The organism is Bacillus sp. FJAT-42315, from assembly GCF_002797375.1.
Taxonomy (GTDB): domain Bacteria; phylum Bacillota; class Bacilli; order Bacillales; family Domibacillaceae; genus Bacillus_CE.
In genome coordinates, this window is the sequence record NZ_KZ454941.1 from 2,748,623 (window position 1) to 2,773,827 (window position 25,205).

Below are 25,205 nucleotides of genomic sequence, written 5' to 3' on the forward strand. Positions count from 1 at the left end.
TCCCCTCTTTTTTTAAGGTAAAAATGTCTCTCCCATCAAATAACGGTCACATTCACGAGCTACCCCGCGTCCTTCATTAATCGCCCAAACGATTAAACTTTGCCCTCTGCGTACATCCCCTGCCGCAAAAACACCATCCATGTTCGTTGTGTATATTCCAAAAGATGCTTCTACACGCCCCCGTTCATCTTGATGAAGGTCAAAGGATTGAATCACTTCTTGCTCTGGTCCGCTAAATCCAGCAGCAATGAATACGAGCTGAGTCGGCCATACTTTCTCTGTGCTAGGGATTTCATGAAAGACGACTCGACCATCTTTGCCAATTACTTTTTCCATTTGTACCGTATGAAGCTCCTTGACATGACCAGCTTCATTTCCAACAAATTTCTTCGTTAAAATGCAATATTCACGAGGGTCCTTGCCTGTTTGAGCAGCCGCTTCTGCATAAGCATAATCAAGTGAGAACACTTGAGGGTACTGTGGCCACGGGTTATTGTCGCTTCTTTCTGTTGACAGCTGTGGATGCTTACCAAACTGGACAACGCTTTTACATCCATGTCTCAAAGCAGTAGCTACACAGTCCGCTCCCGTATCTCCACCTCCAATGACGATCACATCCTGCCCTTTCGCTGAAATGAACTGTCCATTTTCAAGATTAGAATTTAATAGACTTTTCGTATTGAGTGTTAAATAATCCATCGCAAAATGAACCCCTTTTAACTCTCGACCTTCAATCGCTACATCTCGATGCTTTTGAGCTCCTGTACAAAGAATAACTGCATCAAATTCCGCACGTAATTGTTGTGGGGAAATATCCTTTCCTACTTCCGTATTCGTAACGAACGTGATCCCTTCCGCTTGTAGTAGTTGCACACGCCGCTCAACGATGCTTTTTTCTAGCTTCATATTAGGAATCCCATAAGTGAGTAAACCACCGATGCGATCAGCTCGTTCAAAGACTGTTACAAGGTGCCCTGCTTTGTTTAATTGATCGGCACTTGCAAGTCCGGCTGGTCCTGAACCAACAATCGCTACTTTTTTTCCCGTACGTGTTTTCGGTGGCTTCGGTACGATCCATCCTTCCGAAAAACCTTTATCAATGATGGCTCGCTCAATCGACTTAATCGTGACCGCTGAATTGCTAATCGCTACCGTACATGATCCCTCACACGGAGCCGGACATACCCGGCCAGTGAATTCAGGGAAATTATTTGTTTTTAACAAGCGCTCTAGTGCTTCTTGCCAGCGACCATGATAGACAAGGTCGTTCCACTCAGGAATCAAATTGTATAACGGGCACCCCATCGCCATCCCTGCCACTTGAATGCCTGTATGGCAAAACGGCGTTCCACAATCCATGCATCGAGCCCCTTGAGTTTGATACTGATCATCAGATAAAGATTGTTGATACTCTTTCCAATCATAGATTCGCTCTAGAGGATGTCTTTCTTCTGGCACTTGCCGCTCATAGTCGATAAATCCTGTAGCTTTCCCCATATATATGTCACTTCCTTCCTAATTAAGCATGCTCCAATTTTTTCAGTTGAGATTTTTCAGTGAAAGCGTGGAGTTTTGCTTCCTGCAATGAAAGTCCCGCCTGTTGCATTTGTTCAATCGATTCCACCATCTGTTTATACTCTTTCGGAATCACCTTCACCCATTGTGGTAATAGCTCTTCCCAATGATCTAAAATGTATCGTGCACGAGAGCTATTCGTATACTGATAATGACGAATGACCATTTGTTTAACCTCTTCTTGATCAGCCGTTACTTCCAATGACTCTAAACTCACCATTTGCTGGTTGCAGCGTCGCTGAAAATCGTTGGTTCCTTGAATAAATACATATGCCACTCCACCAGACATCCCTGCCGCGAAATTGTTACCAACTGCGCCAAGCACCACGACACGTCCGCCTGTCATATACTCGCAGCCATGATCGCCAATTCCTTCGACAACTGCGTGCACACCGCTATTTCTAACACAGAAACGCTCACCTGCAAGACCATGAATATACGCTTCGCCAGCTGTAGCCCCGTAAAAAGCGACATTACCGATAATGCTATTTTCTTCAGGGAGATAAGTAGAGTTTTCAGCCGGATTCACAATAATCTTTCCTCCAGACAATCCTTTACCAACATAGTCATTCGCATCTCCTTGAAGGGACATCGTGACGCCTTTCGGTAAAAAGGACGCAAAGCTTTGACCAGCCGCCCCTGTGAATGTTAACTGGATCGTATCTTCGGCAAGTCCTTCCTGACCGTATCTTTTCGTTATTTCACTGCCTAAAATGGTTCCAACTGTCCGATGAACATTTTGAATCACAAAACTTGCTTGCACTGATTGCTTCCTCTCAATAGCTGGCTGACAAACAGATAAAATTTCTGTTTCATCAAGCGATTGATCTAAACGGTGATTTTGTTGTTCCTGACAGAACATTCCGACTTTTTCAGAGAGAGCTGGTTGATACAGAAGTGAGGAAAGATCTAATTCTTTCGCTTTCCAATGCGCTTTGATCTTGTCATTTACGACCAATGTATCTGTGCGACCGACCATTTCATCAATCGTTCGAAATCCTAATGCCGCCATTATTTCTCGGACATCTTGCGCGATAAATCTCATAAAACTCTCAACGTGTTCAGCTGTACCGATAAATTTTTTCCGGAGATCGGGATTTTGTGTCGCTACACCGACAGGGCAAGTATTTAGATGACAAACTCGCATCAGTACACAGCCTAATACGACGAGTGGGGCTGTCGCAAAACCATATTCCTCTGCTCCTAGTAAAGTCGCTACAACGACATCACGTCCGGTCATCAGTTTACCATCCGCTTCTAAAACCACTCGACTTCGAAGATCATTCAACATCAACGTTTGATGTGTTTCAACCAGTCCGAGCTCCCATGGAACTCCTGCATGTTTAATACTTGTTCTTGGAGAAGCACCTGTTCCACCTTCATATCCGCTAATTAAAATCACATCAGCAAGCCCTTTAGCAACTCCAGCAGCAATCGTTCCCACACCGGCTTTTGCCACAAGTTTCACGCTAATTCTCGCGGCTGGATTCGCATTTTTCAAATCATGGATGAGTTGAGCAAGGTCTTCAATCGAGTAAATATCATGATGCGGCGGTGGTGAAATTAAGCCAACACCCGGTGTTGATCCGCGTACTTCCGCAATCCATGGATACACTTTTTCTCCTGGTAGCTGTCCGCCTTCTCCCGGCTTAGCTCCTTGCGCCATTTTAATTTGAATTTCTGTTGCATTAACTAAATATTGACTCGATACACCGAAACGACCAGACGCCACTTGCTTAATCGCACTGCGACGCAAATCTCCATTTTCATCAGGTAAATAGCGATTTGGATGTTCCCCTCCTTCTCCACTATTACTTTTTCCACCGATGCGGTTCATCGCAATCGCCAGCGTTTCATGAGCCTCTTGGCTTAATGAGCCGTACGACATCGCCCCAGTTTTAAAGCGGCGGCAAATCGATTCGACCGATTCTACCTCTTCAATAGGAAGCGCTTGTGTCTCTCTAAAGCCGAACAGTCCTCTTAAAAAGATGAGCTGCTCTTCATTCGCCATTTCGGCGTATTTTTTATACAACTCATAATTATTCGTTCGACAAGCTTGCTGGAGCGTGTGGATCGTCGTTGGACGGAAAGCATGAAACTCCCCATTTTGTCTCCATTGAAAATCGCTTCCTGATTCAAGTGATTCATTTTGAGAGTGAAAAGCTTGACGATGACGCATCAACGTTTCTTTTGCGATCGTCTCTAAGGAAATGCCCCCAATTTGCGAAGCCGTTCCAGTAAAATAACGATCAATCACTGTTTGACCTATACCAATTGCTTCAAAAATTTGCGCTCCTCGGTAGCTTTGGATCGTGGAAATCCCCATTTTAGACATCACTTTAACAATGCCGCTCGTCGCTGCATCCATATATTTTTTCACAGCTTCCTCGTAAGAGATATGTTTGATCTGTTCATTTTCAATCATCTGATTAGTACTAGCGAAGGCAAGATACGGATTAATCGCATCCGCTCCATAGCCAATCAGCGTACAAAATTGATGAATATCACGCGCTTCACCTGTTTCTACTATAATATTAGCCTTCGTTCTTGTTCCTTGACGAACGAGATGATGATGCAATCCACTCACCGCTAATAAAGCAGGAATAGGAGCTAATTCTTCGCTCATTTGACGATCCGATAAAATAATGAAGCTTACGCCAGCGTCAATAGCTTGATCAACAGAATGAAATAGGTGTTGCATAGCTACATCTAATGACTGTTCCCCATTTTTAGCTTCAAACAGCATCGCAAACGTTTGAGCTTGAAATTCTGACTGTTGACGAATACTTGCTAACTGAGCATCTGAACAAATCGGTGTTTCTAGGCGAATACGACGGCAACTGCTTTCATCTGGATGAAGCAAATTTCCTTCCGCCCCTAGCATCGTGATCGTCGACGTGACAAATTCTTCACGGATCGCATCAATCGGTGGATTGGTCACTTGAGCAAATTGTTGTTTAAAATAATTGTATAAAAGCTGGGGTTTATTCGAAAGCACAGCGAGTGGCGTATCATTCCCCATCGAACCGAGCGGCTCTTTCCCTTCTGTAACCATCGGTGCTAATTGCTTTGTCAGTTCTTCATACGTATAGCCAAATGCTTGTTGATACTTCGACAAAGGGAATCGGAAGTCATCCATTTGTTCTTCTTGCTCCACTGAATCAATCGAAATGATTCCTGCCTTTAACCACTGTTGATATGGTTTCGCATTGGCCATTTTACTTTTTAGTTCTTCATTTGGCACAATTCGTCCTTCACTTAAATCAACTAGCAACATTTCCCCCGGGCTTAATCTCCGCTTCACTAACACGTCTTCAGCCGAAACATCTAACACGCCCACTTCTGATGAAAAAATAATCGTATCATCGGTCGTTACATAATATCTAGCTGGACGTAGCCCGTTTCGATCGAGCATCGCCCCAATCTGACGGCCATTGGTAAATGCCATCGCTGCCGGTCCGTCCCAAGGCTCCATGAAGTAACTGTGATACTCATAAAAAGCCCTTAATGACTCATTCATTAGCGGATTTTTATCCCAAGGCTCTGGAATCATCATCATCGCCGCATGAGGTAACGATCGGCCAGATAACGTCAAAAACTCTAAACAATTATCGAACATCGATGAATCACTACCATTTGTATCAATGATCGGCACGATTTTTTTCATATCACTTCCGAATAAGTCCGATGCCAATAATTGTTCACGCGCTTTCATCCAATTAACGTTACCTTTTAACGTATTGATTTCGCCATTATGAATCATATACCGATTCGGATGAGCTCGTTCCCAGCTTGGAAAAGTGTTTGTACTGAAACGCGAATGAACAAGTGCCATCGCCGATTCAAAGGAAGAGTGTTGCAAATCGAGATAATACGTATCTATCTGATCAGGCGTTAACATTCCTTTATATACAATCGTTCGAGTGGAAAGGCTAGCTACATAAAAAGTTTCTTCTCCAGCAAGATTTTGCTCTTCAACAGCCAACTCTACTCGCTTACGAATGACATAGAGCTTGCGTTCAAATGATCGTTCATCAGCAAGTTCAGCCGATTTCTCAATGAACACTTGGCGAATAAATGGCTGACTGACTCTACCTGTTTCCCCAATATTCGTATCATTCACCGGAACTGTCCGCCAGCCTAATAACTTTTGTCCTTCTTCTGCAACGATTTGATTGAGCAGTTCTTCACATTTCATTCGATTCTCAACACCTTGTGGTAAAAACATCATCCCCACGCCATACTGACCAACTTCGGGTATGTGAAAACTTGAACAAGTTAGTTGAAAAAATTGATGTGGCAACTGTACCATAATCCCTGCCCCATCACCTGTAGCCGGATCACTTCCCTGTCCGCCACGATGCTCTAAGCGACAAAGCATCACTGTTGCTTGCTTAATAATTTCACGAGAAGGTTTTCCCTTTATATTTGCAACGAATCCAATCCCGCAAGCATCATGTTCAAAGGTTGGATCGTAAAGCCCTTGTTTTAGTGGAAGGTTATTTGATTTCATCGTATCACCCTTTCTAAAATAACTGCGGTTTTTTTAAGAAAATTCGAATTATTCCTCTTGTGAACCATTGTATGCGATATTAGTCAATCTGAACAATATATTGTTTGCATGAAATTAATCTATTTTTGAGAATAATTGAGTGATTATTCCAAAATACCCTCTCATTACAACAGCAAAAAAATAAACCCCATATTCAAATGAGGTCTATTGGTCACCTATTCACTTTCTACTAAGCGCCTTTTAAAAGCTTCATTCACTTTCCTTGCATACAAAAGCTGCTCACACTCCTCAATCTGCTTTTGATGCTCAGCATATTCTGTTACTTCTAACGGTAAACAATCTAAATGATGATCGTGGAATGTAAGAGTATGAGGAATAGGTTGAAAAGCGGCTTCTTGTTGACAATGAGGACATGGTTCAACAGCAAAAATACTACCAGTTTGCTTCACTGACTTTCCTTTTAGCAAAAAATCGTAACGAGCAAGCTGTCGTTGATAATCACGGCTGAATCGGCCACATTTTCCGCATTCTTTTACTTGATTTAATTCAGCTATCGCCGTTTTGATTTCCACTTTCGAATCTAGTCTCCCTATCCAACGGTCAAGCGATGTATATCCAACCACACCCACTACAGGCATCGCTAACAAAAGTAGTATCCACTCAGGCAATGTAAATCCCCCCTGTCTACACCCATGTTATTTCTTCTAGTATAGCATAGCCCCTAACAAAAAAAGGAACTTGCAGCTTAAATGCCCAAGTTCCTTCTGCATTATTTAAGTTTCTTCCCCAGTCGTTTGATTGGCCGCCATCATCCGATCTTGCGGGTCCGTATTAATCGTGCCATTCGGGCGTTTAGAAGCATTATTAGATTTAGCTCGCGCTTCTCCAGCTTCCCCTTTCATGCTTTTGATCGGAAAATCCTTTGCTTTATTTCTCATATAATCGCCTCCAAGTTGATTAAGGTTTGCGCTGATACATCCAAACACGATCGCGATTAGTCGTCTCTGGAAATCTATCGCCTGCCTCAAGCTTCACTTTCTTCGGTTTGTTGACCGTACTTCCGGTTTCACCAATCTCTACATAAGCTCCATTATTCGGTGCCTTTTGTCCTGGCTTAAAGAGGTGATTTTGCCCCACATCATTCACTCCTTTTCAAGATTACTCTTTTAGCATGTCCGGAAGAAGTTAATTCGATGTATGAAATCACTGATACAGGAAAGCTTAAAAATGGAGGTGATCCACATGGGAAAAGATCGGCAAGAGAAAAAGCTTAAAAACAAACGACAAGTGGAATCAGATCGAGATCAAGCTTTGCATTACGGAGGAGCGACTCGATTTGAAAAAGAAGGCGAAGCAGGAAAACGTATTCATGATGAATAAAAAATGGGAGGCAGTTCGCTTCCCATTTTTTATAAAAATTCTCTCCTCTTTAACAAACTCACTTTATATTCAAAGATCCCTTCCCAATTTCCACTAGCAGCTTCTTATCGATTTTTCCAACATGCGTTTTCGGAAGTTCTTCGATGAACGTAAATTGTTTAGGAATTTTATATTTCGCCAAGGCTTGTTGGCAATGGAGCTTCATTTCTGTTACAGAGATGGGCTGCTTGTTAGATGTGACGATGAAAGCAACGACTTTTTCTCCCCACTTCTCATCTGGTAATCCGATCACAGCTACTTCTTCAATCTCAGGAAATTGTAATAGGCATTGCTCGACCTCAAGCGGATAAATATTTTCTCCACCTGAAATGATCATTTCTTTCTTTCGACCAACGATAAAGCAATAGCCCGCTTCATTGATTCTCGCCAAATCACCGGTGTGTAGCCAATTATCTTGCCACACTTCAGCCGTCGCTGCGTGATTATTCCAATAAGCAGAAAACGTATGCTTTCCTTGAATTAACAACTCCCCAACCTCGCCTACAGCCGCTTCTGTTCCATCTTCTTTTAACAACTTGATTTGATTAAAGAGCATCGACTTTCCAACTGAACCACGATACAATTTTGCTTCTTCTGGATCAATATAAAAGTTATTCGGCCCCGCTTCCGTCAATCCATATCCTTCTTTGAAAGCTATTCCTTTATTTATAAACGCTTCGTAAACGCTTAATGGGCAAGGAGCTCCTCCAGATAAAAATACCTTCATCGACGGAAATGAGCTTTCATCAAATGCCGGCTCCTGAATCATCATTTGATACATCGTTGGCACGAATAACACAATGGTACAACGATATTGATTTAATGCTTCCATCGCCTCAAGCGGATCAAACTGACGGCCGATGACGACGGTACCGCCGAGCATCAGTACTGGTGTTGTTAAGGCATTCAGTCCTCCTGTATGAAACATCGGCAAATACGTGAGTGTCGTATCATCCGCCGTTAAATTCCAACTAACAGCGGTGTTCAATCCATTCCATAAAATCGCCCGATGAGACAAGACGACTCCTTTTGGCTTTCCTGTTGTTCCACCTGTATAGATCATCATCAGCGGATCTTCCTGTTCGATCGCAACAGTCAACACAAATGGTTCACTTTCTTGGTTCATTCCTATTTCATATTCAAATGATGAAACGCAAAAATAGCGTTCTTGCTGAAACGAAAGCGCATCCATCATTTCTTTAAATACATCATGGTAACCAACTAATTTTGGCGAGCAATCCACTAAAATGCACTTCACTTCTTGAATAGATAAGCGCCAATTGATCGGAACAAAGATCGCCCCGATTTTGGCACAAGCAAACATAAAATCAAAATAACTAATATGATTAGGCGAGATCAGGGCAACACGATCTCCCTTCTCCACCTTTTTTTCTAATAAAAAACAAGCTAAAGCTTGTGCTCGCCGATTGATTTGTTGATAATTCCACCTTTGCTGAAGCTCCGCATCAATCACTGCTGTTTTCCACGGTGTTAATCGTGTCCTATTTTCAAGCCAGTCTAATTCCCATTTCACATTATTCCCCCTCACTTCCAGCATAAATGTCATCCATTCTTTCATTTCTCCACCCTATGTATTAATCATACTGTTTGAGAGTTACAACATAGTTACAAAAAAAACAGAGGATGTCTCCTCTGCTTTTTGAACAAATATATAGTTACATCATAATCCCGCCATCCACATGAAGCGTGATTCCATTCACATAGTTAGATTCATCAGAGGCAAGGAATAAATATGCATTAGCCACATCATTTGGACTTCCTAAGCGACCAAGTGGAATCGTTGTTTTTAGCTGGTCTAAAATTTTCTCAGGTACAGTTGCTACCATGGAAGTTTCGACAAAGCCAGGAGCTACTGCATTAACATTGATTCCTTTTCGTCCAAGCTCCTTTGCCCATGATTTTGTCATACCGACCACGCCAGCTTTAGCTGCCGCATAGTTCGTCTGTCCGACATTTCCATAGACACCTGAGACAGATGAGGTGTTAATCACCTTTCCGCTCCCTTGTGCAATCATATGAGGGATCACGGATTGAGTGCAATTAAATACCCCTTTTAAATTTACATCTAGCACCCGTTGAAAATCATCCGCTGACAGTTTCCAAAGCATTCCGTCTCGCGTAATACCAGCGTTATTTACTAAAATATCAATATGACCATAGCGGTCTATTGTTAACTTTACCATTGCATCGACACTATCACGATCAACGACATTCACCTTTGAGAAAGCGACATCATAGCCTTTTTCAGTCAACTCTTGAACACGTTTTGCGCCTAGCTCCTCATCAAAATCAGCGATAACAACCTTTGCTCCCTGTTTAGCAAAAAGCTCCGCTGCCGCAAGACCGATCCCATTAGCTGCCCCCGTAATAATCGCAACCTTGTCTTTTAATCTCATTCTTCGTTCCTCATTTCTCTAAAAATTTAGTGATTTCTGAATTTAACTGCTCCAGATCATCAACAAGTGGAGAATGACCACAATTCGTTAGCTCAACAAATTCAATATGATCGCCTAAATCCTCGATGATTTCCGATGTCATTTCCGCCGTAATAACAAAATCTCGATCACCACGCAGCACTAAAACTGGAATCGTAATGTCCTTTGCTTGATTCGTTCCATCCACCGCCCCATTGTAAGCTTTACTGATATTAAACGTATTTAACGCATGATATACTTCAGCTAAATTTCGCTGAGTGAGCATATCATCTACGTATGCCTCAAACTGAGCCGGCTCAGGCTGCTTCTCTGTATAAATTAACATGTTCCAAAGTCCTTTAAGTAGCTCTCGATTATTCATATCATAAGCTTTTTGAATCATGATCGTTTTTGTAGGATCTGCTTTTATTTCTTCATATGTGGTTAAACGGTTCGATACATCCGGTAGCCCCTCTGGAGTCGACCCAAAAAACGGATATCCTCTAGTAGAAGCAGATGCCAATAAGATGAGCTGGTCACATAGCCCTGGATGATCTGCAACGAACTGCATAGCGACAGCCCCACCTGTGGACCAACCGATGATAGAGAAGTTTTCCAATCCAATTTCATCAACAAACTGTTTCACATCATCAGAAAAATCTTTAATCGACCGAACCGGCTCATGATAAGTTGATCCTCCAAACCCACGCAAGTCAACAGCATATACCTTATACTGCTTGTCCAAATGATCAATGAGCACATCCCAATGTTTAGAAGAGGTCATATTCCCATGAATTAACAATAACGGTTCACTTCCACCTTGGCGTTCTCGATACGACAATGTTTCTCCATTAGCTAATGTTACTTTATTTAATGCAACAGTTGTCATATTTATTCCCCTTTTCCCTTATTGAAATGTTTTTACACCCCTCGTACGTTCATTCGTCAAAAATTAGGAATTTATTCTAACTCTTCCTTTCTTCCACGATATAAACTAAAATTCCTGCTTATATCGCTAGCTATTTTCCACTTATTGTCGGTTTCAGCAGATATATGACGATGTTTTAGCTGGCTATATCTTTTTTCTGTTGAGGAGCTTCTTGCGCTTTGCTCTTCCGCTTATTTCTTAGTTTCGCCAATGTGCCAACGATACCGCGTGGAAAGAACATAACAGCTAAAATATAAATAATCCCAAAGAAGATAATCCACCGTTCGAAAATCCAATGCACTTTCGCAAGTTCCGTTAACCAATGATGAGCAAACTCAATCAATCCAGCCCCAATAATCGCTCCAACTAGTGTTCCTACACCACCAATGATCGTAATTAATAGAGCATCCAAGGTCACATCCATCGCAAACACACTCGTATTCACAAATCGTAACGACACCGAGTATAAACTTCCTGCTAAACCCGCAATGACTCCAGCGACAACCGAGGCAATAATTTTATAATGAAGCACTTGATAACCGAGTGACTCTGTTCGCTGCTCATTTTCCCGAATCGCTTGCCACACTTTCCCTAATGGTGAATGAGTAAATCGCTGTAACAAGACAAACACAACGATCATAGTAACTAAACAGATAAGATAAAAATCGGTACGATCCTTGGCGAAGTCCGGCACACGAAACGTAAACCCATCATTCCCAAATGTTAACGTCCGCCACTTTTCCGCTAATACGAGGAATAAACCAGAAAGAGCTAACGTGAGCATCGCATAGAAATGACTTTTCAATCGCAATGTCAATAAGCCAACAATATAGCTTAATATCCCAGTAAATAAAACAGTGAAAAGTACCGCTAATAAAAAATAAAAGGGAGTCGGTTCAAATTGCTTCATAAAGATTCCCATCGTGTAAGCGCCAATTCCAAAAAACATCGCATGACCGAAAGAAACAATTCCAGTATAGCCAAGAAGAATATCATAGCTCATCGCAAAAATAGCAAAGATAAAGATTTGCGTGAACAAAATTAACATACTGCGCGAATCATAAATAAACGGCAATAAAAGGAGAAAAGCTGCAATGATCGAATACAACACCGTCTGTTTGTTTTGTTGATACCAAGTCACAAATTTCACCCCTTCGCCCCAAATAATCCTTGCGGTCGAAACACTAAGACGATCGCCATTAATAACATATTGGCCGCTAACGCTAAATCCGGTACATAATAGGCCATTAATGAACCTGATAAACCAACTAAAATCGCTGCAAATAACGAACCACTAAAGCTTCCCATCCCACCTATGACGACCACGATAAACGCAAGAATCGCAAATTCCATTCCCATTCCAGCATGAATCACGCCAGAATATGGACCAAACAGCACTCCACCAAGTGCCGCCATTCCAGCCCCAACCATAAACACAAGCATAAATACCTTCTGAATATTAATCCCTAGCGCTTGGATCATCTCCTTATCCATCACCCCAGCTCGAACAACAAGACCAATTTTTGTATTTTTCAATACGTATTGAACAAGGAAAAAGACAAGAAAGCCAATCAAAATAATAAACGCACGATATTTAATGATCGTAATCCCAGCCACTTCCCAACTTCCTGTCAAATAATCGGGAGGCGCGGCTGAAATTTGATTCGGTCCCCAAACGACTTTCAGCATTTCCGATAGTACGAGCATAAGGCCAAGTGTAATTAAAATTTGCTGCACATGATTCCCATAAACCGGCTTAATAATCCACTTTTCCGTCATCAGCCCTAATAAACACCCCGTAATAATCGCACCAATAATTCCGATAAAAAAACTTCCCGTCACAGAGTAAAACCAAACACCGCTATAAGCTCCCCAAGCAAACAAGCCACCGTGAGCGAAATTCAATACATCCATTAATCCAAAGATCAGCGTTAACCCAGCAGCCAGTAAAAAAATGAGCATCCCTGTCGCTAGTCCATTTAAAACAAGGTTCATTAACACATCCACGGAAATACCCTCCCTTCTTTAAGCAATTCCCAAATATTTTCTTCGAAGTTGTTCATCTTCTTTCAATTCCTTCATTGCACCATCTGTCACGGTTTTCCCGTCATCCACAATATAAAAATGGTCTCCAATCGTACTCGCCATGTAGAAATTTTGCTCCACAAGCACGATCGTCGTTTTCTCCTTCATCTGCATAATCGACTCCATCACCTTATCAACAACAATTGGGGCAAGCCCTTTGCTCGGCTCATCAATCAAAAGCAAGTCATTTTCATTAACGTACGCTCGCGCAATCGAGAGCATTTGTTTTTGTCCTCCACTTAACAACCCACCCGGCTTATGCCAGAATTTTTTCAAATCCGGAAACAACGCCAATATCCATTCAAGCCGTTCCTTTGTGACATCGTTTTCTTTCCTCATAGCTACCTTCATATTTTCTTCCACCGTTAAATCATAAAAAATCCCCTGATCCTCTGGAACGTAGCCAATTCCATTTAAAGCAATCGTATACGTAGGCAGCTGTTGAATTTCTTGACCTTTAAAAAGAATCGTTCCTGTCGCTGCCGGATTTAAGCCCATAATCGTTCGCAACGTTGTCGTTTTTCCAGCTCCATTTCGCCCAAGTAAAACTGTCACCTCTCCTTGCTTAACGTTAAAGGAAACACCTTGCAATATGTGAAATTGGTCAATATACGTTTCAATTTGATCCACTTGTAAAAGTGTACTCATTCATATAGACCTCCTAAATATGCTGTTTGAACGGTTTCATTTTTCATAATCGCTTCCGGTGTATCATCGGCAAGCAACCGCCCGTTAAACAACACCATAATCGAATCGGATAAATCCATAATCATATCCATTTTGTGCTCGATTAAAATAATCGTTCGATCTCCCTTGTCTTTAATCTTTTTCACCGTTTCTAATATCGCTGGCACCTCTTCAAGTGACATACCAGCTGTCGGTTCATCTAAAAGTAAAACATCCGTTTCTAGTGCTAAAAGCATCGCAATTTCTAGCTTTCGTTTTTCTCCATGTGCTAAGTTGACGGCTAATGCATCTTTTTTGTCTGCTAACAGAACGAGTTCTAGCCATTGAAGTGCTTTTTCTGTCATCTCCTTGTACTTTTTCGAATGAACGAGCATTTGATAGCGCACCCCTAACTGCGACTGAACGGCTAAGCGAACATTTTCTAATACCGTTAAATTCGGAAAAACATTTGTAATTTGAAAGGATCGTCCAATCCCTGTTCGTGTTCTCTCGGTTGGAGATAAACTCGTGATATCTTTTCCTCGAAAATAAATTTGGCCGCTACTAGGCATCAATTGTCCACTAAGCAAGTTAAAAAAAGTCGTTTTTCCAGCCCCATTCGGACCAATAATCGATTTAAAATGATGCTCAGGCATTTCAAAAGTCACAGCATCGACCGCTGTATGACCACCAAAGTGAATACTTACATCCTTCGTTTCAATGAGTGCATTCATCCTATTCACCACCAATGTGTTCAATTTAGAGCAGGCTGTCTCATACATACGATTGAGACAGCCCACATGAAGATTATTTATTTAAAATCGGAGGAGCTGTTTCTTTCGGTGTTAATTCTCTAATTAAAACCGGTACAGGATAATCTACCCCCTCTTTTTCCTCTAGCTTAATTGCGTATAAAGTTTGCAATGCTTGATGATCCTCCGGGCGGAATGTCATTTTCCCTTTCGGAGACTCGAAGCTCATCCCTTCCATTGTGTCGATGAGAGTTTGTCCATCTGTATCACCATCTGTCTGTTTTACCGCCTCAACAATCGCCATCGCAGAAGTCATCCCACCAGGCGTAAACAAGTCTGGTACTTGGCCATCAAAACGCTTCTTGTGTTCTTCAACGAGCCACTTATTCACATCATTGTTTGGAAGTTCATGATAATAAACAGTGAACCCTTCCATACCGACTAATGGCTTCATTAAAGATAAAGCGGCAATATCTGGCGCACCTGTTGAAATTTTGATGCCTTTTTCTTGTAGCTTCATATCAGAAATTTGATTCCAAGGAGAATTCGCCCCTGCCCAAACAACAAATAAGTAATCAGGCTTCGCATCAATGATTTTCTGAATATTAGATGTGAAATCTGTTGCCTTTTGATCCGCATACTCCTCGTGAACAATTTCAGCTCCTAGCTTTGTCGCCGCTTCTTTAAACGCTTTAATTCCATCACGACCAAAGGAGTAATCTGGTGCAAGAGTAGCAATTTTCACACCTTTTTTGGCGATAGCTGCCGCTCCAGCAATCGCATCTTGAGACGAGTTACGAGCTGTTCTAAAAATATAAGGATTGAATTCAGAACCTGTAATGCTATCAGCTACCGCAGGCTCAACGATCATAATTTTTTCATATTCCTCAGCTAACGGTAAAACCGCTAATGTATCTCCTGAGCTTGAAGATCCAACTAAAAAGTCCACTTCATCTTCCTCTAACAATTTCGTTGCTTTTTGAACCGCTACTTCCGGTTTTGTTTCCGTATCTTCAACGATAAATTCGATTTTTCTTCCAGCTACTTCTTGCGTACCATCCGTGGCATAATCTAAACCAAGCTCAAACCCATTCACCGTCTGCTTTCCATACGCCTCAAGTCCACCCGTTAACGAAGCCAACACCCCGACTTTAATCGGTTCCTCACTATTTCCTCCATTGCTATCCCCACCGCTGTTCGTATCACTAGACGTACAACCACTAGCAAAAGCCATAACAAAGGCAACCATTAACAAAAACAACGTATGACGCGTGATCCTCTTCATTTCTCTTCCCCCTTTTGCATATTCAAAATAAAATCCCCTCTGTACACCTATCATAAATAAAACAAGTTACAAATGAGTTACATAGAAAAGCGGAGCCGACTGTTCAGACACGACAAGCAAATGACAGAATGACGAAATGGCGTTCTTCAGCCATGCAGTCAGGCTGGCATTTGACTCGAGTGTCTAGGAGGCGGAGCTGGACATCGCGAAAAGCGGAAGGCGCTTGTTCAGCAGCGCACGGACTATTTAGACATCTCCTTGCCATTGCAAAACAGTCGCCGCCCAGGTGTATCCAGTTCCTGCACTCACAGTGACAATTAGATCATCCTTATGCAAAAGCCCCTGCTTCTCTGCTAGGTGCAAACCAAAACAAGGATCTAAGGCAGACATATGGCCATAATCTTCTAAATAAAGAGCTTGGTGATCCTTTAACTGTAAAGCGGTCAAAAGCTCTTGAAACATTGAGCGTTTCGTATGAAGCGGTAAAAGCATCGCAATATCTCCAACAGAATAACCGCTTCGATCTAAAGCTTGTTCAACGACCGACACAAAGTTTGGGATAGACACGGGATCTAGCCGTTCTTTCATACTTAATGGGTCTTTTACATCAATATAATGCTGACGTTCAGCTACTGTTTCCACACTTGGAACTAGCACAGACCCTCCAGCTGGAATTTTGACATCATCATGGAATGACCCGTCTGTGATGATAGCTGATGATAAGATCGTACTCTTTAAAAAATTTCTTGAAACTAATGCTGCCGCTCCTCCATCGGCAAAATTGAACATAAAACGTGAACGTGGATTTTCATAATCAATAATTTGCGACTCCTTACAGCCGCCTACTAACAGAATATTTCGAATAGTTTTATCAGATTTCAACATATCCTTCGCTACTTTTAAAGCAATGGGGAAGCAGGAACTTACATTCATTAGCTCAAACGCATAGGCATTTTTGCACCCAAGCTCATGTTGAATTTTCGTGGCGACAGACCAAACATAATAATCTTTATGAGGACTGCCAAAATAAATCACGACATCAATTTCCTCCGGGTCTACTTCTTTTAAAATTTCCATTCCTGCTTTAATCGCCAAATCCGATACATGTTCATTCTCTAGAGCAACATGCTTTTTACACAAGCCAAATTTTTCAATGATCACCTCTTCCGGAATGCTTGTTTTTCCTGCTAAATCAGCAGCTGTTTCAGCATGTTTCGGTGTATAAATAGCTGTAGATGAAATACCGATCATGACTATTCTCCTTTCAACATACTTTCTTTTGTTAATAAAGCTTTTAATTGCTTTTTATCCACTTTCCCCGCTGCATTTTTTGGTAGTTCAGATACGATGACAAATGATTTAGGAATTTTATACTTTGCTAGTTTACTTAAGCAAGCTTGCTTTAACTGTTCTTCCGTGATGGAATAGTTTTCTTTTACGACGAGAAAAGCAAAGGGAACCTCTCCCCACTTCTCATCTGAAACACCAATGACGGCCACTTCATCAATTGCTACTTCTTCTCTCAACACTTGTTCAATTTCAAGCGGATACACATTTTCTCCACCGGAAATGATCATCTCTTTTTTGCGACCGATGATATAGATAAAGCCTTCTTCATCTGCCTTCGCATAGTCTCCGGTATGAAACCAGCCATCTGTTATCGCTTGCTTCGTTTCGGCAGGCAACCGCCAATATTCCTTGATCACGTTAGGTCCTTTAACGACCAATTCTCCAATTTCACCGACCGCTACTGGACAATGATTTTCATCTACAATGTTAATATCCGTGTACAAAACAGGCTTACCTACCGAACCTATTTTTCGCTTGTAATCTTCTTTTGCGAGCATAAATACGGTAGGTGACGTTTCCGTTAAGCCATAGCCTTGATAAAAGGGCAGTCCTTGCTGTAAATAAAACTCAATCAACTCTTTCGGACAAGGGGCTCCTCCACTGCAAAAGATACGAACGGAGCTTAAATTCGTCTGGAAAAAGTCCTCATGTTTTCGGATCACATCAAAAATGGTCGGAACCCCCATAATGACGGAAATCTGTTCACGTTGGATCATATTTAACGCCTCGCCCGGATCGAATTTACCTAATACCGCTACCGTTCCGCCGGCAAAAAATGTTGGAAAAGCAAATAACCCAATTCCGCCAATATGGAAAAACGGCAATAAGACAAGCGTGCGATCCATTGAATTGATGTCAATACTCGTGCAATTATTGACCGCATTCCAAAACATATTTTCTTGTGTTAAAACGGCGCCTTTCGGACGACCTGTCGTACCAGATGTATAACAAATCATATAAGGTGTGGAAGCATCGATGATTGGAAAATCATGTGAAGTGTAGGTTTCTTGAAGTGGTGGTAAAGTGATAGATTCAATCGATTGAGTGGTAACTTGTGGATGTTCGTTTGTTAATGTTGCGACTGTCCTATGAAATTCATGTTCATAGATCAGCATACTCATTTCACTATCTGCCATTTGATACGATAGTTCTTCGGAAGTAAGACGAGTATTCAGCGGAACAGCGATCGCCCCAATTTTAGCAATGGCAAACAGCAATAACACGTAATCTATTCGATTATTGAAATACAGCCCAACTCGATCCCCTTGTTGAAGCATTTCTATTTTTCGCAAATAATAAGCCCATCGATTCATTTCGTTATTCATCTCAAAATAGGTGAGTCGGCGCCTTTGATCTAATAGCGCCAGACGATGCGGATTTATCATTGCCCGTTTTTCAATCCATGTAGAAATTTGCTCCATCCTCGCTTTCATCTCCTTTAATAATTTATTGCTTTAAACCATGAAACACCATATCCATCGCACTTTCGAACACGTCATCAGGTACGGACTCTTCTTCCCAATACACCCATCTCATCCCTAAAAACTGTCCAATCCCCATTAAGCAATAAGTAATCGCCTCTTGATTTAACGATTTAAATTCACCATCCTCCATCGCTTTCGAGAGCGCTTTCATATAGCCATTCGCTAATCGATCATAGTAATAGCGATACAATTTGACATCAACAAGAAGCGCTTGTTGGATGATGCTGTATAGATTGTGATGATTTTTCACCCATAAGAAAAATGTTTGAAAGCCAATTCGTTGAGCGTCTTCATGACTTTCGGCAGCGGCGATCGCCTTTTTGATTTCAAACCGCACATCTCTACTCAACTGCATGACTAACTCTTCAAAAATCGCATACTTCGTTGGAAAGTAATTGTAAAATGTTCCTTGTGAAACACCCGCTCGCTGCGTAATATCAACAACAGACGTTTCATAATAGCCTTTCTCTCCAAAGATGATTTCTGCTGTTGCAAGTAGCTTTTGACGTGTCATTTGACCTTTTGCTGTTAACTTTATTTTGGCTGATGTATTTTCTGACAACTGACTCACCTCTCAGTTTTTATTATAAAGAGGTGTTATTCTGTTCAGCAATAGACCAAAAGTTTTATTTTCTGATTTTTCTAAAAATTAAAGTTACCGATCAACACTAATAAACCCGCAAAAAAATGCGGGTTTAACATCACTTTATTTCGCTTCCATTATCATTTGATACATATATAGCGTTGGTTCGAGCGGGCGAACGCCCAGTTCTTCTTCCAAAATTTGATTACATCTTTGGTACCATTTAATCGCTTGTGGCCGATTATTTTTTCGATAATAGCTGTACATCAGTAAGCGATACGCCTCTTCCCAAGTTTCATCTCGCTCAATAATTTTTTCACACCATTGAATAGCTGCTTCGTAGTTTTCGTTGCGAACAGCGAGCTGAGCCAGCTTTTCGGCTCCTCGCAAATAGTAGATGAGCAAACGTTCTCGTTCACTGCTGCACCATTCATCATAACGGCGCTCGGCTAAAAAGTCGCCATTATAGTATTTCATTCCCTTTTCTAAGCACGATAATGCTTTTTCTTTATCTCCTTCTTCTAATCCCATTTCAATCCACTGCTCAAATTGAGTCACATCCATTTCAAGCACAGCATCTGGATTAAGACCATAGGTTGTGCCTTCCCGTTTAATAAAAAATGACGCTGAACGGGCCTTTCTTTGTGGCTCTAATACATTATTCACAGCATTTAATGCTACCTTAAAATCCCGGGAACAGCTGACTTCATCTTGATCTGGCCATAGCTTTTGAAAAATTTCTTCTTTCGGTAGTAGCTGTTTATGATGAGTAATAAACAACTGGAATAACTCTTTTGCCTTGCCACGCTGCCATTGACGCTCTTCCACCTCTTTATCCCCAAGCCAAATACGGAAAGGGCCAAGAGCTTGTACACGCAGCGTATATCCAGGATGAGATTGCAGCTTCGCTAACCCCATTCGGTGCAGCAGCCTCGCAATATAATCAGGATAGATATTTTGCTTAGTAGCCTCTACAAATAAGTGAGGAAATAATTGCAAATCGAGCGGTCCAAACATCGTTCGATGATAAAAAATAAATTCATAATCTCGCAGTTGAACGAGCTTCATAAATGGCGAGAAATGTTTAATAAATAATTCGTTCTCCGCTCGTTCATAATAAATAACCGCTTGCCAGAAATGACAAAACATCTTAATATAGTCATCTTCCGTTAGACGAGCCAGTTGCTCTGCCTTTTTCAAAAAGTCGATCGCATCCTCTATTCGACGATTATAAATAGCCGCAAGTCCCATACTTAACGTAATGAGGGCTGATAGCCACACATCATGTACGTTCTCCGTTTCCTTCAGAGCACTTCTTCCCGCTTCGATTGCTCGTTCATACTCTCCGCTTCGCCCAAACAAAAGACATAATCCCATTTGAGGCTCAGCTTTTCCACGGCTCACATGGAGATCGTCCATCATTTGCAGAGATGTTTCATAACACTGCTTCGCTAAAGAAAGCTCATGTTGATCTGTGAGCTGTACGGCATGACCCATGCGAATCCATCCACACGCTTCCACAAAAGGCGCTTCCACATGTAAACCAAGATCAATCGAATCTTGAGCTAGCTCCTTCGCTTGTTTCCCGTCTCCAGTGAATGAAGCAATTAACGACAGCAATAACTCCGTTTCCCGATGAGACTGCGGCAACTCTTTTTTCTCATCGATGTCTATCGCTAGTTGCGTTTCCGTTAACATCTCTTTTGCACGTTTAAATCGGCCAGTCCGTAAATATAAACGCGCCTCTAAATGACGATCTTTTATCGGCACATTTAACGCTTTTGCTCGCTGAATCCACTTCTCCGCTTTGGAAGCCTTTCCAGCATTGATTAAATTTTCAGCCAGAAGCTGATACAACTCCGCAATCTCTTCTGTCGTACTTTCCTCATTTTTTTCCCTTAAATCAATCGCTTGATACAACAGACGCTCCGCATGGTAAGGCTGAATCGTGTCTAAATAAATGCGCGCTTTCCCTTCTAACGCCCGACTTTTTTCAAGATAGTCCTGCTGTGTTTCGGCATAAATAATCGCTTGATCATAACAGTACTCCGCTTCTTGATAGGCTGATCGATAGCGAAGCACCTCTCCTTTTAAATGCCAAAGCTTATAATAAACATTTAATTCGGTGTCTGGAATAAGCGAAAGCCAATCATAAAGCCCTTCAAGCTTGCCGCTTTGCAACATTGCAAACCCATATTTATTTAAGATCGCCGCCATCGACTCTAGCTTATTTAATTTTTTATAAAAAATTAACGCTTGCTCCCACTGCCCATTTTGTTCAAAAAAACAAGCAATTTGCTTCTGTAACAGCTCATACCGCTCCGGCTGCTTCGTCCGAAATTGCTTCTCTAAAAACTCGCGAAACAAGGCATGATATTTGTACTTATCCTCACCAATTTTTTGGATAAATAAATTTTTACTTGTCAACTCCTCAAGCATCGCTCCTGAATAAGGAATGCCTAGTATATGCGTGCATTTCTGTTCAGAAACCACTTCAAAAATACAGGTCTGCTCCAAAAATTGTTGGATCATGGACGGTTGTTTAGAGAATACCTCAAACAACAAGTATTGAAACAACTCTTGCAGGGAGTATGATGCTTGACTAGATACATTCGTTAAATCACCGTTTTCCGCCAAATGCTGCGCCATCATCCCTAATGCAATGACCCAGCCTTCTGTCCACTCATAAATTTGCTGTAACTCTCTTTCTGTTAACGACACATGATAAAACTCTGTAAATAGTAATTCCATTTCTTCCATCGTCAGTTTTAAATCCTTCTGACTAATCTCTAACAATTGTCCACTCACTTTCATTTTCGTCAGCACATGCCAGCTCGGACGACTTCTGCTGGCGATTACGATATGAAGCTGATGAGGACGGTGCTCAATCATTTTCTCCATCCAGCGATTAATCATCATCGAATGTTCCACTTGATGAAAGTCATCCAGAATAATTACTAGCTCCTCCTGTAATGAAACCACCTCATTAATAAACAACGAGCAAAGAGCATTCAGCTCATCCTCACGTATGTAGCGATCCATTTGATCCATATACTGTAATAACTCATCTCCAAACATCGGAAACTTTGACCGTACCGCATGAACCAAATAAGTTAAAAACGGGATCATGTCATCATCCATAGCGGAAACCGTATACCAACAACATCTTTCATTCTCATCTTGCGCGTACAACGCAAGCCCTGTACTTTTGCCATAACCAGCACTGGCATGAATCAATGTTAACGGATAATCTGATATAGTTTTCAGCTTTTTAAACAGTCTTGCCAATCGAATAAAATCTCCATGAACCGTTGGAACCATTAACTTCGTCTTCATAATTGGAATAGACATGACATCCTCCTTTTTTCATAATTATGTCAATATTTTATCATGCGGAAACTAAAAAAAGACTCGAAATAACTCGAGTCTAAAGTTGGGAATTTCCCATTAATCCCCCTTATATTTGCTGTGATTTTATCGTTTATTATCGATTTTTGGCGTTTCTTATTAACTTGTTGCTTCAAGAGAAGATTGATTCTCATTCACTTTCCCTTTATTCTGATTTGCTACCTCATCTAGCTTCTCTATTCTCTCAAGCTCTAACGCTTTTGGGACAGAAATACGATACGCTAGCATAATCGCTAAAATCGCCCCCAGAAATTTTCCTAGCATCACCGGAATAATAATCGTTGGTTGGAAGTTTGCCGGAAACGCTAACTGGTCCCCAATCATCCAACCTCCGCTAATCGCATAGGCAATCGTTAATACTTTGTCTTTTGCTGGCATGTCTTGAATAATTTTAAACAAAGCAAGTGGATTGGCTGTTGCAGCGATCACTCCAGCACTTCCTATACTACTCAAACCCAATTTCTTACCGAAAAATTCAAGCGGCTTCGCCAAATATTTTTGAATCGCATACACCATCGGAAACGCCCCAGCGAGCATAATGCCGATATATCCAGCAATCTCTAATCCCCTAAACTGATCCTCGGCATCCGCAATAATCGGATCGAAGCCCCAGCCCCCGAATATCGTCGAAAACACACCTGTAAAATATTCAACAATCGAACAAACAAGAATTAAGATCATTGCTGTTCTCATAAACCAGCCAATCGCCATAAATCCTTTAATCATCGCATTAGGGAACATCCGTAGCCCAATAGCGATAAACACCCCAACAGCTATTAACGGCAGAAGATTAATTAAAATCGTACTGATCGACATCGACAACTGATACGTCGAATCTGCTGTTGTGCTAATCGTATCTCGTATTTTCGCATCCGTTAATGCCAAAATGCTCGTTGTAATAAACACACTAATTGGAACAGTAAGCACCCCCGACATCATCCCAAGCGCTAAATATTTATGATCACGTTTTTGCAACATCGCCAGTGCCACTGGAATCGTAAAAATAATATGAGGTCCCATAATAATGCCGTTCACCGTAGCAATAATCCAATTTTCCCGATCACTTGCTAACACATCGGCAAGCTGATACCCACCCATATCACTAGAAATGAACGTAGTCGCTGCCATCGCTGGGTCCGCACCAATCGCTGAAAAAAGCGGACCAAAAGCGAATTCAATAAACTTTGATAAATAAGGAATCGAAGCTAACGTCGCCGCAATCGGAATAAAGATCGGACCAATCGTGTAGATCCCTTCCATAAACTCTTTTCCCATTCCTTCTTCTTCATTACGAATTGCTGCAAACGCCCCTAGGATCGCAAAAGCCATAATCACATAAATAACATAAGTCCCCAAGTTCTCCATATAGCACAACCCTTCCTAAAATAAATTATGTCAATATTAAATTTTAAAAATATTTGCAACATTTATGCCATTTTTGAAAAATAGACAAATTTAACTTTAAAATCCCTTTAAATCCTTGTTTTTCCCATAAAAAACAGAAAAAACAAGATCCTGATAGAAATTTCCCTTTATGCAAATGATCATAATTCATTTCGAAATGAATAAACGACAAAACAAAAAAGCTTGCACTTTTGTACAAGCCTTTAGTATGAATAAAAGGGACATGCATAAACAAATTACGCATGTCCCCTTCTTCTTTTACTCTATATTCGACACATTCGCCGAAGTAAAGGTCGCCATTTCCTTCACCATCAACGTCGCCGATTGCAAAATTGGAAAAGCAACAGCCGCTCCTGTTCCCTCTCCTAATCTCATATTTAACTGCAACAACGGCTGTTTTTGTAAATAATCCATCGCTTGCACATGTCCGGGTTCAACCGAATGATGAGATAAAATCATATAATCCGCAACTAACGGCTCCATTAATTTCGCCACACACGCCGCTGTCGAACAAATAAATCCATCTAGTAAAATTGGAATCCGATGCTCAGCCGCCGCCATCATCGCTCCAGCCATCGCCGCAATTTCCAAACCGCCCACTTTTGATAAAATATCTAAGCCGTCCTCAGCATTAGGTTGATGAAAAGCAAGCGCTCGCTCAATCACCTCAGCTTTATGCTTCAATTGCTCCGTCGTAATGCCTGTCCCATGTCCGACAATCGAAGCAGGATCACACTGGGTAATACTCGCTAAAATTGCACTACTCGTCGTTGTATTCGCAATACCTACTTCACCAACAATTAAACATTTAATCCCTTTTTCAATTAAATCGACCGCTTCTGCATAACCAACTTCTAACGCTTGCTGCGCTTCTGCTCTTGTCATCGCTAGTTCCTTTGAAAAATTACCTGTTCCATAGCGAACTTTTCGATTCAAGACCTCTGCTTCCTTCACATCACCCGCAACTCCGACATCGACCACTTTAGAAATCGCTCCTATTTGTCGACTAAACACATTAATCGCTGCTCCGCCATGCACTAAATTACTCACCATTTGGACCGTGACTTCCTGTGGAAAAGCTGACACACCTTCCTTCGCAATCCCATGATCCGCCGTAAACACGATCACTCCCGGTGGCGTCACCTCTGGAAAAGACTGTCCTGTCATTTCAGCGAGCTGAATCGCCAACTCTTCTAAACGACCAAGACTCCCTTTCGGCTTCGTTAACGTATCAATATAAGCGGCCACTTGCTGACCAACCTCTTTATTCAATGGAGAAATTTGCTGTTTTAACATCTGTATTCCTCTCTTTCCTGAT

General features: G+C 41.5%; 20 protein-coding genes. 1 reads left to right on the plus strand and 19 read right to left on the minus strand.

All coding sequences use genetic code 11. From position 1 onward, the window contains the following. Window positions 1-12: 12 nt before the first annotated feature. From CEF22_RS13475 to CEF22_RS13495, 5 genes are all read right to left on the minus strand, one after another. On the minus strand, window positions 13-1,497 hold the full coding sequence (locus CEF22_RS13475; protein WP_100403273.1) for a glutamate synthase subunit beta: 1,485 nt from the start codon (window positions 1,495-1,497) through the stop codon (window positions 13-15). Between the two features lie 22 nt (window positions 1,498-1,519). Beyond that, window positions 1,520-6,088 (minus strand): glutamate synthase large subunit, encoded by a 4,569-nt coding sequence (gene gltB, locus CEF22_RS13480; RefSeq protein WP_100403274.1) that lies wholly within the window; start codon window positions 6,086-6,088, stop codon window positions 1,520-1,522. Window positions 6,089-6,303: 215 nt separating this feature from the next. Beyond that, window positions 6,304-6,756, minus strand: coding sequence for a hypothetical protein (locus CEF22_RS13485; protein ID WP_100403275.1), 453 nt, complete (start codon window positions 6,754-6,756; stop codon window positions 6,304-6,306). A 105-nt stretch (window positions 6,757-6,861) separates the two neighbouring features. Continuing rightward, entirely contained in the window at window positions 6,862-7,026 is a 165-nt protein-coding gene (locus tag CEF22_RS13490; RefSeq protein ID WP_095480186.1) for a small, acid-soluble spore protein K, read from the minus strand. A 19-nt stretch (window positions 7,027-7,045) separates the two neighbouring features. Continuing rightward, a complete protein-coding gene (locus CEF22_RS13495; protein ID WP_094834764.1) occupies window positions 7,046-7,225 on the minus strand; it encodes a YjzC family protein in 180 nt (59 codons plus the stop codon). Between the two features lie 105 nt (window positions 7,226-7,330). Here CEF22_RS13495 and CEF22_RS13500 point away from each other — a divergent pair, with 105 nt between their 5' ends. After that, a complete protein-coding gene (locus tag CEF22_RS13500; protein ID WP_100403276.1) occupies window positions 7,331-7,468 on the plus strand; it encodes a YpzI family protein in 138 nt (45 codons plus the stop codon). A 58-nt stretch (window positions 7,469-7,526) separates the two neighbouring features. On the opposite strand, the gene CEF22_RS13505 is transcribed toward CEF22_RS13500, so the two are convergent. The 14 genes from CEF22_RS13505 to cobT all read right to left on the minus strand — a co-directional run bounded on the left by CEF22_RS13505 (window position 7,527) and on the right by cobT (window position 25,183). Further along, window positions 7,527-9,041 carry an acyl-CoA synthetase gene (locus CEF22_RS13505; protein ID WP_100404017.1) on the minus strand — a complete coding sequence of 505 codons (1,515 nt, stop codon included), beginning with the start codon at window positions 9,039-9,041 and terminating at the stop codon, window positions 7,527-7,529. Between the two features lie 142 nt (window positions 9,042-9,183). Continuing rightward, on the minus strand, window positions 9,184-9,924 hold the full coding sequence (gene fabG, locus CEF22_RS13510) for a 3-oxoacyl-ACP reductase FabG (protein WP_100403277.1): 741 nt from the start codon (window positions 9,922-9,924) through the stop codon (window positions 9,184-9,186). A 10-nt stretch (window positions 9,925-9,934) separates the two neighbouring features. After that, a complete protein-coding gene (gene phaZ / locus CEF22_RS13515; RefSeq protein WP_100403278.1) occupies window positions 9,935-10,831 on the minus strand; it encodes an intracellular short-chain-length polyhydroxyalkanoate depolymerase in 897 nt (298 codons plus the stop codon). A gap of 175 nt (window positions 10,832-11,006) precedes the next feature. Further along, on the minus strand, window positions 11,007-12,011 hold the full coding sequence (locus CEF22_RS13520; RefSeq protein WP_232726125.1) for a branched-chain amino acid ABC transporter permease: 1,005 nt from the start codon (window positions 12,009-12,011) through the stop codon (window positions 11,007-11,009). A gap of 5 nt (window positions 12,012-12,016) precedes the next feature. Further along, entirely contained in the window at window positions 12,017-12,877 is an 861-nt protein-coding gene (locus tag CEF22_RS13525) for a branched-chain amino acid ABC transporter permease (protein ID WP_095480182.1), read from the minus strand. Between the two features lie 18 nt (window positions 12,878-12,895). Beyond that, the gene (locus CEF22_RS13530; RefSeq protein ID WP_100403279.1) at window positions 12,896-13,603 is read right to left on the minus strand and encodes an ABC transporter ATP-binding protein; all 708 of its coding nucleotides are present in this window, start codon (window positions 13,601-13,603) and stop codon (window positions 12,896-12,898) included. After that, entirely contained in the window at window positions 13,600-14,355 is a 756-nt protein-coding gene (locus tag CEF22_RS13535; protein WP_095480180.1) for an ABC transporter ATP-binding protein, read from the minus strand. Before CEF22_RS13535 ends, CEF22_RS13530 begins: the two co-directional genes overlap by 4 nt. Window positions 14,356-14,428: 73 nt before the next feature. Beyond that, window positions 14,429-15,658: a substrate-binding domain-containing protein gene (locus CEF22_RS13540; protein ID WP_100403280.1), complete on the minus strand. Its 1,230-nt coding sequence runs from the start codon at window positions 15,656-15,658 to the stop codon at window positions 14,429-14,431. Between the two features lie 246 nt (window positions 15,659-15,904). Next, on the minus strand, window positions 15,905-16,909 hold the full coding sequence (locus tag CEF22_RS13545) for a 3-oxoacyl-ACP synthase (RefSeq protein WP_100403281.1): 1,005 nt from the start codon (window positions 16,907-16,909) through the stop codon (window positions 15,905-15,907). 2 nt (window positions 16,910-16,911) lie between these two features. Beyond that, complete coding sequence (gene menE, locus CEF22_RS13550; RefSeq protein WP_100403282.1) at window positions 16,912-18,429, minus strand: o-succinylbenzoate--CoA ligase; 1,518 nt, start codon at window positions 18,427-18,429, stop codon at window positions 16,912-16,914. A 25-nt stretch (window positions 18,430-18,454) separates the two neighbouring features. Further along, a complete protein-coding gene (locus CEF22_RS13555; protein ID WP_442857372.1) occupies window positions 18,455-19,054 on the minus strand; it encodes a TetR/AcrR family transcriptional regulator in 600 nt (199 codons plus the stop codon). Between the two features lie 144 nt (window positions 19,055-19,198). After that, window positions 19,199-22,426, minus strand: a complete 3,228-nt coding sequence (locus CEF22_RS13560) for a winged helix-turn-helix domain-containing protein (RefSeq protein WP_100403283.1) — start codon at window positions 22,424-22,426, stop codon at window positions 19,199-19,201. A gap of 156 nt (window positions 22,427-22,582) precedes the next feature. Continuing rightward, complete coding sequence (eutH, locus tag CEF22_RS13565; protein WP_095479804.1) at window positions 22,583-23,848, minus strand: ethanolamine utilization protein EutH; 1,266 nt, start codon at window positions 23,846-23,848, stop codon at window positions 22,583-22,585. 297 nt (window positions 23,849-24,145) lie between these two features. Further along, the gene (cobT, locus tag CEF22_RS13575) at window positions 24,146-25,183 is read right to left on the minus strand and encodes a nicotinate-nucleotide--dimethylbenzimidazole phosphoribosyltransferase (protein WP_100403285.1); all 1,038 of its coding nucleotides are present in this window, start codon (window positions 25,181-25,183) and stop codon (window positions 24,146-24,148) included. Between the last annotated feature and the right edge of the window lie 22 nt (window positions 25,184-25,205).

Excerpts from the sequence above, each read along its gene's own strand:
- CEF22_RS13475 (WP_100403273.1), bottom strand. The coding sequence starts at position 1,497 with ATGGGGAAAGCTACAGGATTTATCGACTATGAGCGGCAAGTGCCAGAA.
- gltB (WP_100403274.1), bottom strand. The coding sequence starts at position 6,088 with ATGAAATCAAATAACCTTCCACTAAAACAAGGGCTTTACGATCCAACC.
- CEF22_RS13490 (WP_095480186.1), bottom strand. The coding sequence starts at position 7,026 with ATGAGAAATAAAGCAAAGGATTTTCCGATCAAAAGCATGAAAGGGGAA.
- CEF22_RS13500 (WP_100403276.1), top strand. The coding sequence starts at position 7,331 with ATGGGAAAAGATCGGCAAGAGAAAAAGCTTAAAAACAAACGACAAGTG.
- fabG (WP_100403277.1), bottom strand. The coding sequence starts at position 9,924 with ATGAGATTAAAAGACAAGGTTGCGATTATTACGGGGGCAGCTAATGGG.
- phaZ (WP_100403278.1), bottom strand. The coding sequence starts at position 10,831 with ATGACAACTGTTGCATTAAATAAAGTAACATTAGCTAATGGAGAAACA.
- CEF22_RS13530 (WP_100403279.1), bottom strand. The coding sequence starts at position 13,603 with ATGAGTACACTTTTACAAGTGGATCAAATTGAAACGTATATTGACCAA.
- CEF22_RS13535 (WP_095480180.1), bottom strand. The coding sequence starts at position 14,355 with ATGAATGCACTCATTGAAACGAAGGATGTAAGTATTCACTTTGGTGGT.
- CEF22_RS13540 (WP_100403280.1), bottom strand. The coding sequence starts at position 15,658 with ATGAAGAGGATCACGCGTCATACGTTGTTTTTGTTAATGGTTGCCTTT.
- CEF22_RS13545 (WP_100403281.1), bottom strand. The coding sequence starts at position 16,909 with ATGATCGGTATTTCATCTACAGCTATTTATACACCGAAACATGCTGAA.
- menE (WP_100403282.1), bottom strand. The coding sequence starts at position 18,429 with ATGGAGCAAATTTCTACATGGATTGAAAAACGGGCAATGATAAATCCG.
- CEF22_RS13560 (WP_100403283.1), bottom strand. The coding sequence starts at position 22,426 with ATGTCTATTCCAATTATGAAGACGAAGTTAATGGTTCCAACGGTTCAT.
- eutH (WP_095479804.1), bottom strand. The coding sequence starts at position 23,848 with ATGGAGAACTTGGGGACTTATGTTATTTATGTGATTATGGCTTTTGCG.
- cobT (WP_100403285.1), bottom strand. The coding sequence starts at position 25,183 with ATGTTAAAACAGCAAATTTCTCCATTGAATAAAGAGGTTGGTCAGCAA.